Below are 17,724 nucleotides of genomic sequence, written 5' to 3'. Positions count from 1 at the left end.
ATCCTATTTAACATAAGATTTGTTTTTCTGAGTAAAGCATACTACAGTTTAATTATATATGAAGCTGTGGGAGGATTTATGTCAGTTAAATCACTATTGTTTACTAAAGAAGCATTACATGAAATTAAAGCTCCACAGGCAAAACGAGATGTATATAAAGATACCAAAGAAAAAGGATTATTGCTAATCGTATCATATGGTGGTAGTAAAATATTTTATTTGGGCACAGTACTTGATAAGAAATATCATAGAATTAAAATAGGTGTGTTCCCTGATCTATCAATTATTGATGCTAGAGCCAAAGCATCTGAATTAAAAGGTGAGATTGCAAAAGGATATAATCCCGTCGCAGAAAAGATTAGATTAGCTAAAGAACTGACATTTAAAGAGCTTTATGACAAATACCTTAATGAATATAGTAAAATTAATAATAAAAGATGGAGGGATTATGCTGCCTCGGTAGATAGATATGCAAAACATTTATATCCTAGGAAAATATCGACTATTCAAAAAACAGATATTCAAGAGTTATTTAATAATTTAACTAAAACTGGTAAATATGGAGCTAATAGATTTCTTGAAATATTGAGCCCTATATTTAGCAAAGCAATAGAATGGGAATTGCTGACAATAAATCCAGTGATTGGCATAAAGAAGCACAAGGAACAATCTAGAGACAGGTATTTAACTAGAGAAGAAATACCACAGTTTTTTACAGCAATAACAGGCGAGCAAAACCAGGTAATGAAGGACTTTTTCTTAATAGCTTTGTATACATCAGTTCGTAAGGATAATTTACTTACTATGCGTTGGGAACAGATTAGTTTTGCTGATAAACAATTATATCTTCCAGATACTAAGAATGGTGATCCTCACCGTTTACCTTTACTAGATCAAGCAATAGAAATATTAAAAGCCAGGCAAGAGCAATCTACTAGTATGTGGGTATTTCCAAGTGAGACCAGCAGTAGTGGTCACCTGCAAGAACCAAAGAAAGCATGGAAGAGGATTTGTAAAAAGGCAGGAATAGAAAATTTAAGAATCCATGATTTAAGAAGAACAATACCAAGTTGGATGGCAATGACCGGAGCAAATCAATATGTAATAGGACAGCTTCTAAATCATAGATATCCAAGATCAACGGCAGTTTATGCCAGACTTGCCAATGATACTGCTCGAGAATATATGCAAAAAGCTGTAAATGCTATTATAAATACAAAATCTTAAATATATATTAATTGATATATTTATGTTATAATAACTCCTGTAAGTGAGTTCTATGAGAACAGAAAGACCAGAAGAGGAAAGTGGTAAAGCAATTATTACAATGGCTTAGAAGTTCCTCTTTTGTTTCTTCTATACTCTTAACCCGAATATTTCATGAAGGAAGCAAAAATACTCTACTAAACCCTTTTAGTATAAGGGTTTGATAGGATTATTATAAAAATACAAATTGTATTTTTAAATTTTATTAAATAATCCTCTATAATCCTGATAAATATCAAGAATAAATAGATATGATAATTCCTATCATGCAATATCCGGGTTAAGAGTTATTAAGTCTTTAAACGCGAGCATCTGTAATGCAAGTCAATAGTCAATTACGCAAGGTCACTAAAAATAAAAGAGTTTTTCCAAATGATAATGCTGTTTTTAAAACACTATATTTGGCAATTGATTATATGGCCAAAAAATGGTCCATGCCTATCCAAAATTGGAACAAGGCTATGGCTCATTTTTTAATCAAATTTGAAGGAAGAATTTAAACCTTAGAATTTATTTACACACTTATTTGGACCATACGCATCAAGTTAGGCTCTGTTGAATCATACGCATCAAGTTAAGAAAAGCAAGTAGGTTATACTGGTATTACGGTAGTAAATTATGAATTAAAAAGAAGCTAATATATGGTATAAATTTTTGCAAGATTAACAACTAAATTGTGAGAATTTGTACTATGGGGAAAATAGTAAACTTAGCAAAACTATGCCAAGAGTTTTTTGGAGAGACAGCCAATAATTTATCCATTACAACAGGATTTATTAAGAGACAACGAAAAATAACTGGTTCAGCTTTTCTAAAAGCTATAGTGTTTGGTAATATGAGCGATAGTAATTGTAGTCTTGATGGAATGCGTAACTTTTTAAGTGAAGAAACTATAGATATTTCTGCCCAAGGCTTAGACTTTAGGTTTACTGAGGTAGCAGTAAAATTTATGCAGTCAATGTATGAACAATGCTTGAAATTATTTAGAAATACTATGCCGCTTGATTGCAACATTTTGCAGCAATTTAATAGCGTTAAATTATTGGATAGTAGCCATATTATTCTACCTGCCAATATGGCGGATATGTATAAGGGTTGCGGTGCTTGCTATAAGGGGCGTAGTAGTACAGTGCAATCTTCTCTTAAATTACAGGTAGTATTTGATTATTTAAATCAATCGTTAGATAAAGTCGATATAACAGAAGGTATAAGGGCTGATCAAGGATATAGAGAACATTTATCAAACATATCTACTAAGGACTTATTAATATCTGATTTAGGTTATTTTATCCCAGCTTCATTTATTCAAATTATCGAACTTGGTGCATATTTTATTAGTCGTTATAAAGCAGATACTAATATATATGACCCTATCACTGAGGAAAAAATTGATTTATTAAACTTATTAGATAATAAATTCTTTTTATCAAAAGATGTACTTTTAGGTAAACAAGCAAAAGTTAAGCTACGGATTATATGTCATAAATTGACTGATGAACAGGCTATTGGTAGAAGAAGGAAGGCTAATTTATTAGCTAAGTCTCATAAATATAAATCTTCTTCAAGAAACCAGAGATTACTAGATTGGTCAATATTTATCACTAATATATCAGAGGATATGGTTAATGCTGAGCATATAATGATAATTTATCGAGCAAGATGGCAAATTGAATTATTATTTAAATTATATAAAAGTCATGCAAAAATTGAGAATCTTAAAGGGAGAAGTAAACCTGCAAGAGTTTTGTGTGAATTATATGGTAAATTATGTAGTGTGCTTATTTTTCATGGATTATCGAATTGTGTAGAATTAGCAAATGATAGAGAAATTAGTTTAACCAAAGCATTTATTGAACTACAGAAAAGGTCAAGAGAATTATTCCTGTCTATTACTGGACGTCTTAATGATTTAGAGCAGTTCCTTAAGAAATTAATTATAGATTGGGGGAAATTTTCTTTGAAAGATAAATATCGTAAAACCAGATTATCTTCCTTAAATACACTAAAATTATTAACAATTATGGCTTAACTTGATGCGTATGCTTATTTGGACAGAGCCCTATTAACTCAAAAATTTATAAATCGAATCTTACCGTAATTGTTCCTGAGTGTGTGCTATATGTCTTGTGCATGTAGTAGTTGTAATCAAACTGTAATTTAATATTATTATTTTGAGCTATTACTCCGGCACCTATGTTATACCCTAGTCTTGAATTTCTTGTCATATCTACTTTTTTGATCTCTTTAGGAATATCCTGGTTACTTGTAAATGTAGCTGTTATTGCCTTATGACTTGCAAAAAAATTTCTTTCTATACTGCCTTGTAATGATGGAATTAGTTTAAGATGCGAATTAATATCTGTAGAATTTAATATTATCTTACTGCCTATAGTACAGTTGAACACCTTTCTAGATTTCCTTGAAATCTTTAACAAATAATCATATGCTCCTTGTTCCTTGTATAAATTATTCAGCATATTATAATATTTTAGACTAATGTTCGGAACTAATTGCATACCACTTGTAAAATTGTGATAATAGCTTAAATTACCTTCAATGCCCATACCACGAATATAGGATTTACCATGTCTCTGGGCATTGATTACATTTTTGATATTGCTACCTGATAGTGAACCAATTAATTGTAGAGAAACATTTCTATCTAAATCTTTTTGGTAATAAGCACTGACCATGTGTGAATTAATACGGCTTTTGCCTAGTGTTTCACTAAATCGTAAGTATGAATGAATATTGCCGTAGGCAATGCCTAATATATAGCTATCATTAAATGATATTTCTCCTCCTAGTATTATGGCTAGCATTCTTCCTGTGTAAGATGATATGCTGCTACCACTGTCTTGTTTACTAATAGCGTAACCACTATTATCCCAAATACTAAAACCTCTATTCTGCTCATCGCCCCCTGATATTGGTTGTGATTTACCATTTAATCCTATTAATCTGTTTTGGATTATTTGATAAAACATCTTTAACGCTAACATTACCTCATTATTACTTGCTCTGAACTGACTGATGCGATCTAATATCCTGCTGCTTGGTTCTTTTAATTCATCTTTTAGATTAAGATCCTCAATGTTATTATTCCTATCAGATGATTCTAAGTTTTGATTACTGTTGTAACTACTATTTGGAGTATTATGATTAGTCTGATTACCACCACTACCATCTACTGCATCTAGTTCATCTTTTAGGTTAAGACCCTCAATATCATTATTTCTATCAGATGGTTCTAAGTTTTGGTTACTGTTGTAACTACTATTTGGAGTATTATGATTAGTCTGATTACCACCATTACCATCTACTGCATCTAGTTCATCTTTTAGGTTAGGACCCTCAATATCATTATTTCTATCAGATGGTTCTAAGTTTTGGTTACTGTTGTAACTACTATTTGGAGTATTATGATTAGTCTGATTACCACCACTACCATCTACTGCATCTAGTTCATCTTTTAGGTTAAGACCCTCAATATCATTATTTCTATCAGATGGTTCTAAGTTTTGGTTACTGTTGTAACTACTATTTGGAGTATTATGATTAGTCTGATTACCACCATTACCATCTACTGCATCTAGTTCATCTTTTAGGTTAGGACCCTCAATATCATTATTTCTATCAGATGGTTCTAAGTTTTGGTTACTGTTGTAACTACTATTTGGAGTATTATGATTAGTCTGATTACCACCATTACCATCTACTGCATCTAGTTCATCTTTTAGGTTAGGACCCTCAATATCATTATTTCTATCAGATGGTTCTAAGTTTTGATTACTGTTGTAACTACTATTTGGAGTATTATGATTAGTCTGATTACCACCACTACCATCTACTGCATCTAGTTCATCTTTTAGGTTAAGACCCTCAATATCATTATTTCTATCAGATGGTTCTAAGTTTTGGTTACTGTTGTAACTACTATTTGGAGTATTATGATTAGTCTGATTACCGCCACTACTTACTGCATCCAATTCTAGGTTACAATCATTAAAAATATTAATTCCATTGTCTGATGATAAGTCTAAGGATGAGGTTAAAGCATCTAAATTATCTGATCTACTAGATTGAGATTTTTTAGGAGTTGAAGTAACAATATGACCTTCATCAAAATTACTATGTTTTGATATCATATCATCGATTTTTTTTAATTCTTTCTCTAACGATTCGGTTGAAGATTCATCAGAGTTTATAAGGTTTTGTTGGTATTGTTCATATAGTTTTTTTTTATCATTTAATTTGCTTAGTTCTGAATCTTCATATTCAATATCTTCTAACTCTTCTTTCCTTTTTTCTATAGAATGATTTATTGATTGTATTTTATTATTAATGTTCTCCAGATGTGACATCCTATCATTGCTACGATCGTTTGACGTCTTTATTAAATCTTGCTTTTTTTCCAAAAGTGCTTCTATTATTCCAGTATGATCACTAAGGATATTTGTTGGGAGTGTATTGGAAGCAGCTATAACATTATTGCCAATGAATATTATAGTAATACTATAATTTGTGTATCTAAAAAATAGATATATTATTTTTTTGAGCATAAGTGTATTTAGAGCTTTTAAGGATTATTGTGGCTCAAGGGTTAATGTTTGTGTTTTATTTTGAGTATTAGGTTTAACAGTTTAGTAAGTTTTAAATTCACAGTAGCACCATCATATATACGCGAGCATCTGTAATGCGTAAACTACTTGCTTTTATGCATGCCATTATTTAAAATAATTCTTGTTGGATACCTAATTTTTGTTAATTCTTATTGACTTGCATTATAGATGCTCGCGTTTTAAAGATTTTACAACATGTAAACTTTTATCTGGACTATTATCATAGCAACAAAATTATAGCTTATTGAAAATATAATGCACTATTAAAAAGCATCATAAAAAATTTTATAATTATGAATATTAAAGAAAAAGCTAAAGTACTTAGCTGTTTTGATGTAGCTAATTATTTTTTAGTGTTAGTTGATAGAGAAGCAGGGGATAGTATAACCCAGTTAAAGCTGCAGAAATTAATATATTTTGCTCAAGGTATTCATCTTGCTTTATTTGATAAAGTGTTGTTTGAAGAAGAGATTAAAGCTTGGAAACATGGGCCGGTAGTACCGGCTTTACGCTCAATGTTAGCAACGGAAGTAAAATGATACAGAGCAACGGATAAAAATTGATACAGTATTAAAGTAGAATCCTCTGGATAAGGAGGTAATGAATAATGATAATACTGGAGCAAATAATGGAAATAAAAATATTGAATAAACATGGTAAAAGTCTAAGAACAATAGCCGGAGAAGTAGGTGTATCAGTAAATACAGTACGTAAATATTTAAAATATGATGGTAGCCATAAATATAAGGATAGGCCGAAGTTAGTAACAAAGCTTGCCCCATATAAAGACTACTTGAGTGACAGAATAAAATCAGCCCACCCTGTACCTCTACCTGGTACTGTACTGTTTCAAGAGATAAAGGAGTTGGGTTACACAGGCGGGATGACCCAACTCAGAGATTATCTAAGAAGTATAAAGCCGGTAGCTAAACAGGAGGATATGATAAGATTTGAGACTGCTTCTGGCAAACAGATGCAAGTTGACTGGATTGAATTTCGTAAGGGGAAAAATCCTCTATCAGCTTTTGTGGCTACATTAGGATTTAGTAGAGCAAGCTATGTAGAATTTGTTAGCAATGAGAAGCTGGTAACATTAATAGAATGCCATAAGCGGGCATTTGATTATTTTGGTGGAGTACCGGAAGAAGTACTTTATGACAATATGAAGACAGTAATACTGGATAGAGATACATATGGTCTTGGCATACACCGTTTTAATAAAGGTATGCTGGATTTTGCAAAACATTATAGTTTTCGATTAAAAGTAATGGAATGGACCTCCCTATATACAGAATCAATAACAGTAGTTATAGTTCTAGAATAGGAAATTAATCCTAGACAACAATAAGGAGGTCCAAATGGAAGTTACCACAATTGGCATAGACATTGCAAAAAGAATTTTTCAAATTCATGGGGTAGATAAAAACGGGAAGACGGTACTGAAGAAAAAATTGATGAGAGATCAAGTATTGAGTTTTATGGCTAACTTACCAAAATGTTTAGTAGGAATGGAAGCTTGCGGAGGAGCTAATTATTGGGGAAGAGAAATAACAAAATTAGGACATGAGGTTAAATTGATAGCTCCACAATTTGTAAAACCGTATGTAAAAACTAATAAAAACGATCAAGCAGATAGCGAAGCAATATGCGAAGCGGTAGCAAGACCAAATATGAGATTTGTTCCGATCAAGAGTATAGAGCAACAAGATATTTTGTCAATTCATAGAATAAGAGCAAGACTAGTAAGAAATCGTACGGCACTTGCTAATGAAATTAGGGGATTATTGCATGAATTCGGTTTAATTATTCCGCAAGGGATAAATAAAATTACTGCCGAATTAACGGAAATTTTAGATAGCGGAACTTTAAGCCGACTTAGTTATCAAACGTTTAGTGAGTTGAAAGAAGAATTTGTAGAGAATGATAAAAAAATAACAGAGTTAGAAAAACGATTAAAAATACTAGTCGGTGGATTAGAACATTATAAACAATTAACAGCTATACCCGGTATAGGTTTAATTACCGCTACGGCATTAATAGCAGCAATAGGTAATGCAAAATATTTTGAGAACGGCAGGCAATTATCGGCATGGCTCGGTTTAGTACCGAAACAATATTCTAGTGGCGGTAAAGATAAGCTACTTGGGATTAGTAAAAGAGGTGATATTTATTTGCGTACTTTATTAATTCAAGGAGCAAGAGCGGTACTAAATGCTAAACTAAGATTTACAACCGAAGCACAAAAAAATAAAAAAGACTTTAGTAAATTTACTGAATGGATGTTTAATTTATCGGAACGATGCGGGCATAATAAAACTACCGTCGCAATAGCGAATAAATTGGCACGAGTAGTATTTGCAGTATTACGTAACGGCAACGATTATAATGAAAGTAAAGTTTGTAGCTAACAAAAGATGAATAACTTAATAGTATTAAATATTTAATTAAGTGTTAATAATAAATAGATAATAAAATAAAACGAATGATATAGAGATACCAACCTAGAATATGCGTGAGAAATAATATTGACGGTAAATAAGACAAACCTTAGCCTATGAAAAAACTGATTGACACACAGGCTCTAATGAAGCCGCAAAAGTGATAAGTAAAAGTTTGTAGGTAGCGAATTCCATCAGGGCTATATGATAAATTTGAAATAATTTATCAATTATAAGCCGGATACATGTCTGCATTTGCTTCTTTGCTATTAAATATTATTTTTTTCTTGCATTATTAGGGAGGTCCATACATGTCATGGCGAGCGACTAAAGGCGTTGTTGCGTAGATCGAATTTTTGCAAAGCGTACGGTGTCATACCGTGGTCAAGCCCACTGCTGTACGAACGTTTAAAATTCTGTCATTCCGTGGCTTGTCAGCGTTGTTGCATGGATCAAGAAAAGTGCTATATGTCATTCCTGCGAAAGCAGGAATCCAGAAAAAACACTTAAAATAAGTAAAATTATATAAAAATTTACTATATAATTTGCTTAAATATTCTCTGGATTCCCGCTTTCGCGGGAATGACATCAAAAGTTCTAGCCATGCAACAACGCCCTTCGTGGCTTCGCAATGACGATTTTTGCAACGTTCGTACAGCAGTGGGCTTGACCACGGTATGACACCGTACTTGTAATAACCATAATACGGTAAATTATGAGCCATGCAATAACGCCGTATCCACGCAGGAATGAGATCGAGAATGTTGAGCTCAAATATATTACTTAAATAACATACAAGGCGAATATATCAATTCTTAAAAAATTAACTTAATGACAAAATCGTATAATATAATTCATCATAAATTTGACGTAGTAGTGGTCGGTGCCGGCGGAGCGGGTCTTAGGGCAGCTTTCGGCATGGCAAAGGAGGGCTTAAACACCGCATGCGTTACTAAAGTATTTCCAACTCGTAGCCATACGGTAGCAGCACAAGGCGGGATTAGTGCCGCCCTTGGCAATATGGGTGCGGATGATTGGCGTTGGCATATGTATGATACGATTAAAGGCTCTGATTGGCTCGGCGATCAGGACGCTATCGAATATATGTGCAAAAATGCTGCCGATGCGATTTTAGAGTTAGAGCATTACGGCGTACCATTTTCAAGAACTAGCGAGGGTAAAATTTATCAACGTCCTTTCGGCGGGATGACCACGGAATACGGTAAAGGTAAGGCAGCACAAAGGACTTGTGCCGCTGCGGATCGCACGGGTCATGCTATACTTCATACTTTATATCAGCAATCTCTAAAACATAAAGTACAGTTTTTTATTGAGTATTTTGCTATTGATTTGTTGATGGAAAACGGCGAATGCAAGGGATTAGTCGCATGGAATCTTGACGACGGCAGTTTACATTGTTTTCATGCTCATACTGTAGTACTCGCTACCGGCGGCTATGGGCGTGCCTATTTTTCAGCAACCTCCGCTCATACCTGCACCGGTGACGGCGGCGGTATGGCAATCAGAAGCGGCTTGCCGTTGCAGGATATGGAGTTTGTACAATTTCATCCGACAGGTATTTATTCAGCGGGTTGTTTAATTACCGAAGGTGCTAGAGGCGAAGGCGGATATTTAGTAAATGCTAACGGCGAAAGGTTTATGGAACGATATGCCCCATCGGCAAAAGACCTTGCTTCAAGAGACGTAGTATCAAGAGCGATGACTATAGAGATTCGTGAAGGTCGAGGAGTCGGCGAGCATAAAGATCATGTATTTTTACATTTAAATCATTTATCACCTGAAATTTTACATAGCCGTCTTCCCGGTATTTCAGAAACCGCTAAAATCTTTGCCGGCATCGACGTAAATCGTGATCCGATACCGGTCTTACCGACAGTGCATTATAATATGGGCGGCGTGCCTACTAACTATCACGGTCAAGTAATAATTAAAGACAACGAAAACCACAATAAAATTGTTAACGGGCTTATGGCTATCGGTGAAGCCGCTTGCGTATCGGTACATGGAGCAAATCGCTTGGGGTCAAATTCTTTGCTTGATTTAGTGGTATTTGGAAGAGCTGCCGCTTTAAAAGCGGCTGAACTTATTAAAGCCGGTACGCCGCATAAACCGCTTACAGATGGAATATTAGAAAAAATAATAAGTAGATTTGATAAAATTCGGCATAGTAGCGGCACTACTGCCGTTGCCGCATTAAGGCTTCAAATGCAAAGAGCTATGCAAAGCCATGCGTCGGTATTCAGAACTCAAAAGGTTCTGGATGAAGGAATGCAAATGATTGATCAAGCAAGGGCACAATATGATGATATTATAGTTAATGATAAATCTTTAATTTGGAATAGTGATTTAGTCGAAGCACTTGAATTAGCTAATCTGCTTGATCAAGCAGCGGTTACTGTACACTCCGCCGCTAATAGAAAAGAAAGCCGTGGTGCTCATGCCAGGGAAGATTACCCCGATCGTAACGACGCCGATTGGATGAAGCATACACTTGCGTGGATTGATGAACACGGCAAAATAATACTTGATTATAAGCCGGTAACCCTTACTAGTTTAACAGACGAAGTTAAAGCAGTACCTCCCGCAAAAAGAGTGTATTAAAACAGCGAGCGGGCGTTGTTGCGTGGCTCTAAAAAAGTAGCAGTATGTCATTCCTGCGAAGGGGCATTGGTGGATACCTGCAACGTCATTGCGAGCCGCTGCAAGCGGCGTGGCAATCTAGAAAATAATAATTTTCATAGCATTTTTTGCTGTTTTTTTTCCTAGGTTGCCACGTCGGCACTACGTCCCTCCCCGCAAAGCGTTGTTGCGTGGCTCTAAAAAAGTACCGTATGTCATTCCCGCGAAAGCGGGAATCCAGAAAAAACACTTAAAATAAGAAAAATTATATAAAAATTCACTATATAATTCGCTTAAATATTCTCTGGATTCCCGCCTTCGCGGGAATGACATCAAAAATTCGAGCCACGCAACAATGCCCTCCCCGCAATGACGGGGTTTTTTGTAATGATTCCGAGCCACGCAACAACGCTATAATTTTGTTCACAGAGCTTAGAAGTTGATCCTTAGCTTCACACTAGCTTGATGTGCTAAATACTTATTGGCGATATTACTATTATAATTGATACCGTATTCATAACTCTTATATTTTGCAGTTATGCCGCCGCCAAAATTAATGCTAGTTTTAGCTCTCGTTAATGCCATACTTGGCAGCGGGTTATCCATACCAAACAACCTCGCATCAATAGCCGAGGCTTTATCTCTAAAATTACGACGTACGAAACCGTATATTTCCGGCGTTATGACCATATGACCGGTATTAATGTCTTTTGCTCCTCTAACTCCTACTATCCCCTCTATTAAACTTGCTGAAATACCCTTAACTGTCAAATTTTGATAATCTGTACCGCTTTCTTGATAACTAGCATCACGCATTTTGTCATATCTTATACCGATCATCGGCTTGAAACTTGCGGAAGAAGATAAGGTATAATTATAGCCGACCATTAATTGACCTATATAGACATATGACTTATGCTTACTATAAGCTATTTGATAACCGGATATTTTATTTCCGATAATTACCGCTCTCTGCACATAGTTTTTAACTATACTATCCCCATATAACCCTATGCCGCTGATAAACCAATTCTTATTAGGCACATTATATAAGCCGTATATTGAGTAGATATTGCTTCTTACTTTGCTCTCATCTCCTAGCTTCTCATTCTTATACTTAATCTTAGTTGTAGCTCCGGTATATGAGTACCCTAACCCGGATATTGCATGAGATATAGGAGACAAAATCCTCGTAAAGCTGTATAATACTGGTATTTCATTAGAATAATACAAAGGATTTTGTCATGACAAATTGTATAGCATATAGTTACCAGTTTTCCAAAGTAAAAAATCGGACAATAGAGATAAATTTCACTGGAGGTGATATTAGTAGCGATGGAGGTGTGTTGTTATTAAGAGAAGCAGATAAAAGGCTTGGTATAACAGAGGAGCTTGCTAAAATATTTCCTGATAGACGAGATGGTAGTAAAATTACCCATAATATGGCAACAATGCTGAGGCAACGAATTTATGGTATTGCATTAGGTTATGAAGATTTAAATGACCACAATTATCTACGAAAATGTCCTGCTATGCAAACAGCTATGGAAACAATTGATGATATGGCAAGTAGTTCTACCTTATGTCGTATAGAAAACAATGCTGATAGACACTTTGCAATTAAAGTGCATGAACTAATGCTTGATAAATTTATTAAGTCTCATAAAATAGTACCAAAGCAGCTAATACTTGATTTTGATGCTACGGATGATGAAATTCATGGGCAACAGGAAGGTAAGTTTTATCATGGTTATTACGGTCATAATTGCTTTTTACCTTTGTATGTTTTTTGTGGAAAGCATCTGTTAGTTAGTTATCTTAGGACGTCAAAGCAGGATCAAGCAAAACATTCTTGGGCAATATTATCATTGTTAGTAAAACGTTTTCGCCAAGCTTGGCCAGAGGTAAAGATTATTTTTCGTGGTGATAGTGGATTTTGTCGTCATCAGATGTTTGATTGGTGTGATATTCATAATATAAAATATATTGTAGGAATGCCCCAAAATAACAGACTAAATGAGTTACTGAAACCTACAATGGAGAAGTCAAAAGCAGCATTTATTATAACCCAAGAAAAGCAACGTCTTTTTAGTGAGTTTCCATATAAGGCTGGTAGTTGGAGTCATGAACGTAGAATAATTGGTAAGGCAGAAATGACAATGCTTGGAGAAAATCCAAGGTATATAGTAACTAATTTATCAGATAAACCTGAAGATTTATACGACAAAGTTTACTGTGGTCGTGGTGATATGGAAAACCGTATAAAAGAGCAACAACTAGAATTATTTGCAGATCGTACTTCTTGTCATAGATGGTGGGCTAATCAGCTCAGAATGATTTTATCGGGTCTTGCATACACTTTAGTAGAATATATCAGAGGTAATTTATTACAAGGTAGTGCATTAGCAAAAGCACAAATAGGTACAATACGTTTAAAATTATTAAAAATTGGGGTAGTAATTATCCGTAATACTAGGCGTATTAAGTTTTTGTTATCTTCATCATATCCTTACCGACAGGTATGGAATCATGTGATGAAGAAATTAGCATTAGAATAACCTAGATTAGCACTGTTCCCGGTGCTTAGAAAAAATGGGGTAAGGGGCATTACATCTAAAATTTGAAAATAACGGCTTCAAAGCACTTTTTGGCAAAATTTTTACAAAAGTATCATTGCTAATATTATAAATTACTCAATTTCTTACTTTAAATCTCACTTCATGCAATATCCGGGCTAAATATAACCATCCTTCTCCAGTTGGGATATAGGTGATATCACCAACCCAATAACAATTAACATTAGAAACTTTAAACTGTCTATCCAATAAATTAGGAGCAACTTGCTTATTATGCTTAGAATCAGTAGTTGCTTTAAATTTATACTTAGTTTTACATACTAAGCCAGCTTCATTCATTAGTCTTGTAATTCTCCTACGACTAACAATTATGCCTTGCCTCAACAAAGCCTTTTTAATGGGTCTAGATCCATAATTTCGTCTACCTTCCTGAAAAATAGCTCTAACCTTACAGGTTAATTCTCTATTTTCTTTATCCCTATTGCATCCAGGGTTATTTAACCACTCATAATAACCGCTACGTGATACCTTCATACATTTGCACATAATTGCAATTGAGAAATCATCTTGATGCTTCTTTATCCATGCATACCTTACAGGGACTCTTTTGCAAAGTACGCTGCAGCCTTTTTTAGTATATCACGCTCCTGTGTTACTATCACCAGCTCTTTCTTTAATCTTTTTAATTCATCATACAGATGTTCATCTGTTCTTGTTATTGATTCTTCAAATTGTTTAGAATATTTATCTATCCAACTATATAAAGTATTCTTACTGATACCTAATTCTTTTGCAGTCTGAATAACAGGTCGCTTCGATTCAGTTGCCAATTTAACTGCTGATTCTTTAAATTCACTAGAATACATTTTTGTTTTTGTCATACTGTATTTCCTTTCTGTTAATATTGTCTCATACTAACTGTCCGGAATACTATAGCCACATCAAGCAACGTTCGTACACTAGTGGGTCAAGCCGACATTGTTGCTTGGCTCGAATTTTTGATGTCATTCCCGCAAAAGCGGGAATCCAGAGAATATTTAAGCGAATTATATAGTAAATTTTTATATAATTTTACTTATTTTAAGTGTTTTTTCTGGATTCCTGCTTTTAGCTAGAATGACATATAGCACTTTTTTAGAGCCCTGCAACAACGCTTGAAAACGAGAATCCATTTATCCGTTATTTTTACCATAATAATATTAGTTATTGTATAATCGACTTAAAGGCTAACAAAAGAGGTGCCGGGAGCTAACCTCAGTCATTAACATAACGACTTTCCGCTACATTTCATATCTAGAAGATACTTATAGCAGCGGACTCCCGGCATAATAAATATTAGCCTTAGGTCGATATATGTTAATGATAGAGGTTAAACATCATTAAGTGGTTTTTAATGTAAGGTATTAACGTGAACAAGTCAAGAATTTTATAATTATAGGTTGTAAAAATAATTTGTTCAAAGGTTTTGGTGCTATAGGAAAAGGGAATTTTTAGTAAATTTGGTGTTTGCTAACCTGGAATTAAACAGCGAGAAACTTGATTATAATCTACGTCCGCCGTTTAATACCTTCGTAAATTTGTCCGAAAATGTCGAATGGTGGACGATAGTGGGCTCGAACCCCCGACCTTTACGAAGTCAACCTAAAAGCCACTTCTACCCTGCTTCTTTGCTTTTTTCTCATACACTAATTTGTAGCTCATAACCCTTGTATTTAAGGCTTTTCCTTATTACCAAATAGTTATAGCTTAACTGTAGTAGAGTTGCAATTATTTGTCAATCTCTAAAAAATATTATAAATTTAAAAATAACATGTGGATATGATGAGCATATAGTTAGTTCAAATTCATGAGCAATTTTTATCTGGTAATTATATTTAGACCTTTTGAATTTGATAAGAAATTATAGCAACTATTAATTGTTAAATTGTATATAGTCGAGATAAATCATTATTTTTTAAAGTATAATCCTATTTAACATAAGATTTGTTTTTCTGAGTAAAGCATATTACAGTTTAATTATATATGAATTAAGCTGTGGGAGGATTTATGTCAGTTAAATCACTATTGTTTACTAAAGAAGCATTACATGAAATTAAAGCTCCACAGGCAAAACGAGATGTATATAAAGATACCAAAGAAAAAGGATTATTGCTAATTGTATCATATGGTGGTAGTAAAATATTTTATTTGGGCACAGTACTTGATAAGAAATATCATAGAATTAAAATAGGTGTGTTCCCTGATCTATCAATTATTGATGCTAGAGCCAAAGCATCTGAATTAAAAGGTGAGATCGCCAAAGGATATAATCCTGTAGAAGAAAAAGCTAGATTATCAAAAGAACTGACCTTTAAGGAGCTTTATGATAAATACCTTAATGAATATAGTAAAATTAATAATAAAAGATGGAGGGATTATGCTGCTTCTGTAGATAGATATGCCAAACATTTATATCCTAGAAAAATATCTACTATTCACAAAACAGATATTCAAGACTTATTCAATAACTTAACTAAAACTGGTAAATATGGAGCTAATAGATTTCTTGAGATATTAAGTCCTGTATTTAGCAAAGCAATCGAATGGGAATTATTAACAGTAAATCCAGTTATTGGAATAAAGAAGCATAAGGAACAATCTAGAGATAGGTATTTAACTAGGGAAGAAATACCACGATTTTTTACAGCAATAGCAGACGAGCAAAACCAGGTAATGCAAGACTTTTTCTTAATAGCTTTGTATACATCAGTTCGTAAGGATAATTTACTTACTATGCGTTGGGAACAGGTAAGTTTTGCTGATAAACAATTATATCTTCCAGAAACTAAAAATGGTGATCCTCACCGTTTACCTTTAATAGATCAGGCAGTAGAAATATTAAAAGCCAGGAAAGAGCAATCTACTAGTATGTGGGTATTTCCAAGTGAGACCAGCAGTAGTGGTCACCTGCAAGAACCAAAGAAAGCATGGAAGAGGATTTGTAAAAAGGCAGGAATAGAAAATTTAAGGATCCATGATTTAAGGAGAACAATACCAAGCTGGATGGCAATGACCGGAGCAAATCAATATGTAATAGGACAGCTTCTAAATCATAGAGATCCAAGATCAACAGCAGTGTATACTAGACTTGCCAATGATACTGCTCGAGAATATATGCAAAGAGCCGTAAATACTATTATAAATATAAAATCTTAAATATATGCTAATTAATATATTCATGTTATAATAACTCCTGTATTAAGTGAGTTCTATAAGAACAGAAAGGCTAGAAAAGGAAAGTAGTAAAGCAATTGTTGCAACAAGCTTGGAAATTCCTTTTTTGCTTCTTCTATATTCTTAAGAATTATTGAGTTTTTGAAGATTTTACAACAATGAAGAATTTTATAATTATGAATACTAAAGAAAAAGCTAAAGTACTTAGCTGTTTTGATGTAGCTAATTATTTTTTAGTATTAGTTGATAGAGAAGCAGGGGATAGTATAACCCAGTTAAAGCTGCAGAAATTAATATATTTTGCTCAAGGCATTCATCTTGCTTTATTTGATAAAGTGTTGTTTGAAGAAGAGATCAAGGCTTGGAAACATGGGCCGGTAGTACCGGCTTTACGCTCAATATTTGGCAGCTTTAGAGATAATGTAATTCCTTTGCCCGGAGAAATAGACTTTGCTATTTATGACTTAGCAACAAAAAAATTACTTCACAAAGTATATTCTTTTTATGGTGAACATTCAGTTGCTTATTTACGTCATTTAACACATAAACATTCTATTTGGTATGAAGCTATAGAGAATGCAGATAATACTATTACTAAAGAACAGATACAGGAATTTTTTAAAGCTAATATAATAAATGATATTAAAGATTATATTTTATCAACTACTAAAGCAGATATTGTACAAATAGAAAATGCTGAAGATGGGTGGTGGATGAATTATGATAGTGGCGTACCTGCTGAAGATATTACAGAATACCTTTTGAAGGTAAAGAAGAAAAAAGAAGGTAATAAAAGTTGAAAGTCATTTGGTCTGATGAAGCCCTAGAGCAGTTACAATTCTGGAAACGTACTAACTCTAAAATAAGTAATTAGAATTAATGGTTAATTTAAATTAGCTTTATTATTAAAAAGGAATTGAACCGGCACATTTTCACTATTTTCTATAAGGAAACGATAATATTGTTTTG

At 33.7% G+C, this 17,724-nt stretch carries 13 protein-coding genes; 9 read left to right on the top strand and 4 right to left on the bottom strand.

Annotated features, from left to right (window positions below; all coding sequences use genetic code 11):
• The first annotated feature begins 78 nt into the window (after positions 1 to 78).
• Together AAGD48_RS09055 and AAGD48_RS09050 are read left to right on the top strand one after the other, a co-directional pair.
• Positions 79 to 1,227: a tyrosine-type recombinase/integrase gene (locus tag AAGD48_RS09055; protein WP_341789764.1), complete on the top strand. Its 1,149-nt coding sequence runs from the start codon at positions 79 to 81 to the stop codon at positions 1,225 to 1,227.
• A gap of 730 nt (positions 1,228 to 1,957) precedes the next feature.
• Positions 1,958 to 3,295, top strand: coding sequence for an IS4 family transposase (locus tag AAGD48_RS09050; RefSeq protein WP_341790779.1), 1,338 nt, complete (start codon positions 1,958 to 1,960; stop codon positions 3,293 to 3,295).
• A 46-nt stretch (positions 3,296 to 3,341) separates the two neighbouring features.
• Here AAGD48_RS09050 and AAGD48_RS09045 read toward each other — a convergent pair whose 3' ends face one another.
• Complete coding sequence (locus tag AAGD48_RS09045) at positions 3,342 to 5,828, bottom strand: autotransporter domain-containing protein (protein ID WP_341789763.1); 2,487 nt, start codon at positions 5,826 to 5,828, stop codon at positions 3,342 to 3,344.
• 353 nt (positions 5,829 to 6,181) lie between these two features.
• On the opposite strand from AAGD48_RS09045, the gene AAGD48_RS09040 reads away from it, so the two are divergent.
• The 4 genes from AAGD48_RS09040 (at position 6,182) to sdhA (ending at position 10,948) form a co-directional block, all read left to right on the top strand.
• Positions 6,182 to 6,427: a Panacea domain-containing protein gene (locus AAGD48_RS09040; RefSeq protein ID WP_341789762.1), complete on the top strand. Its 246-nt coding sequence runs from the start codon at positions 6,182 to 6,184 to the stop codon at positions 6,425 to 6,427.
• Between the two features lie 89 nt (positions 6,428 to 6,516).
• Positions 6,517 to 7,212 (top strand): IS21 family transposase, encoded by a 696-nt coding sequence (gene istA / locus AAGD48_RS09035; protein WP_341789761.1) that lies wholly within the window; start codon positions 6,517 to 6,519, stop codon positions 7,210 to 7,212.
• Positions 7,213 to 7,246: 34 nt separating this feature from the next.
• Positions 7,247 to 8,296 (top strand): IS110 family transposase, encoded by a 1,050-nt coding sequence (locus tag AAGD48_RS09030; RefSeq protein ID WP_341789760.1) that lies wholly within the window; start codon positions 7,247 to 7,249, stop codon positions 8,294 to 8,296.
• An 861-nt stretch (positions 8,297 to 9,157) separates the two neighbouring features.
• Positions 9,158 to 10,948, top strand: coding sequence for a succinate dehydrogenase flavoprotein subunit (gene sdhA / locus AAGD48_RS09025; RefSeq protein WP_341789759.1), 1,791 nt, complete (start codon positions 9,158 to 9,160; stop codon positions 10,946 to 10,948).
• Between the two features lie 450 nt (positions 10,949 to 11,398).
• On the opposite strand, the gene AAGD48_RS09020 is transcribed toward sdhA, so the two are convergent.
• Positions 11,399 to 12,151 (bottom strand): autotransporter outer membrane beta-barrel domain-containing protein, encoded by a 753-nt coding sequence (locus AAGD48_RS09020; RefSeq protein WP_341789758.1) that lies wholly within the window; start codon positions 12,149 to 12,151, stop codon positions 11,399 to 11,401.
• 59 nt (positions 12,152 to 12,210) lie between these two features.
• Between AAGD48_RS09020 and AAGD48_RS09015 the strand changes: the two genes are divergently transcribed.
• Complete coding sequence (locus tag AAGD48_RS09015; protein ID WP_341789277.1) at positions 12,211 to 13,524, top strand: IS1380 family transposase; 1,314 nt, start codon at positions 12,211 to 12,213, stop codon at positions 13,522 to 13,524.
• 135 nt (positions 13,525 to 13,659) lie between these two features.
• Here the strand turns inward: AAGD48_RS09015 and AAGD48_RS09010 are convergent, their stop codons facing one another.
• Both AAGD48_RS09010 and AAGD48_RS09005 read right to left on the bottom strand, forming a co-directional pair.
• The gene (locus tag AAGD48_RS09010; protein ID WP_341790778.1) at positions 13,660 to 14,124 is read right to left on the bottom strand and encodes an IS3 family transposase; all 465 of its coding nucleotides are present in this window, start codon (positions 14,122 to 14,124) and stop codon (positions 13,660 to 13,662) included.
• An 11-nt stretch (positions 14,125 to 14,135) separates the two neighbouring features.
• The gene (locus AAGD48_RS09005; protein ID WP_341789757.1) at positions 14,136 to 14,423 is read right to left on the bottom strand and encodes a transposase; all 288 of its coding nucleotides are present in this window, start codon (positions 14,421 to 14,423) and stop codon (positions 14,136 to 14,138) included.
• A 1,165-nt stretch (positions 14,424 to 15,588) separates the two neighbouring features.
• Here AAGD48_RS09005 and AAGD48_RS09000 point away from each other — a divergent pair.
• Positions 15,589 to 16,737, top strand: a complete 1,149-nt coding sequence (locus tag AAGD48_RS09000; protein ID WP_341789756.1) for a tyrosine-type recombinase/integrase — start codon at positions 15,589 to 15,591, stop codon at positions 16,735 to 16,737.
• 176 nt (positions 16,738 to 16,913) lie between these two features.
• Positions 16,914 to 17,555, top strand: coding sequence for a Panacea domain-containing protein (locus AAGD48_RS08995; RefSeq protein WP_341789755.1), 642 nt, complete (start codon positions 16,914 to 16,916; stop codon positions 17,553 to 17,555).
• The last annotated feature ends 169 nt before the right edge of the window (positions 17,556 to 17,724 follow it).

Source organism: Rickettsia endosymbiont of Polydrusus tereticollis (genome assembly GCF_964026385.1).
GTDB lineage: Bacteria > Pseudomonadota > Alphaproteobacteria > Rickettsiales > Rickettsiaceae > Rickettsia.
Note: the sequence above shows the minus strand (reverse complement) of the source record. Positions and strands in the feature narration are given on the sequence as shown.

What these genes read in the sequence shown, in the direction of transcription:
- AAGD48_RS09055 (WP_341789764.1), top strand. Translation starts at nt 79, where the DNA reads ATGTCAGTTAAATCACTATTGTTTACTAAAGAAGCATTACATGAAATT.
- sdhA (WP_341789759.1), top strand. Translation starts at nt 9,158, where the DNA reads ATGACAAAATCGTATAATATAATTCATCATAAATTTGACGTAGTAGTG.
- AAGD48_RS09000 (WP_341789756.1), top strand. Translation starts at nt 15,589, where the DNA reads ATGTCAGTTAAATCACTATTGTTTACTAAAGAAGCATTACATGAAATT.
- AAGD48_RS09040 (WP_341789762.1), top strand. Translation starts at nt 6,182, where the DNA reads ATGAATATTAAAGAAAAAGCTAAAGTACTTAGCTGTTTTGATGTAGCT.
- AAGD48_RS09030 (WP_341789760.1), top strand. Translation starts at nt 7,247, where the DNA reads ATGGAAGTTACCACAATTGGCATAGACATTGCAAAAAGAATTTTTCAA.
- istA (WP_341789761.1), top strand. Translation starts at nt 6,517, where the DNA reads ATGGAAATAAAAATATTGAATAAACATGGTAAAAGTCTAAGAACAATA.
- AAGD48_RS09005 (WP_341789757.1), bottom strand. Translation starts at nt 14,423, where the DNA reads ATGACAAAAACAAAAATGTATTCTAGTGAATTTAAAGAATCAGCAGTT.
- AAGD48_RS09015 (WP_341789277.1), top strand. Translation starts at nt 12,211, where the DNA reads ATGACAAATTGTATAGCATATAGTTACCAGTTTTCCAAAGTAAAAAAT.
- AAGD48_RS09050 (WP_341790779.1), top strand. Translation starts at nt 1,958, where the DNA reads ATGGGGAAAATAGTAAACTTAGCAAAACTATGCCAAGAGTTTTTTGGA.
- AAGD48_RS08995 (WP_341789755.1), top strand. Translation starts at nt 16,914, where the DNA reads ATGAAGAATTTTATAATTATGAATACTAAAGAAAAAGCTAAAGTACTT.
- AAGD48_RS09045 (WP_341789763.1), bottom strand. Translation starts at nt 5,828, where the DNA reads ATGCTCAAAAAAATAATATATCTATTTTTTAGATACACAAATTATAGT.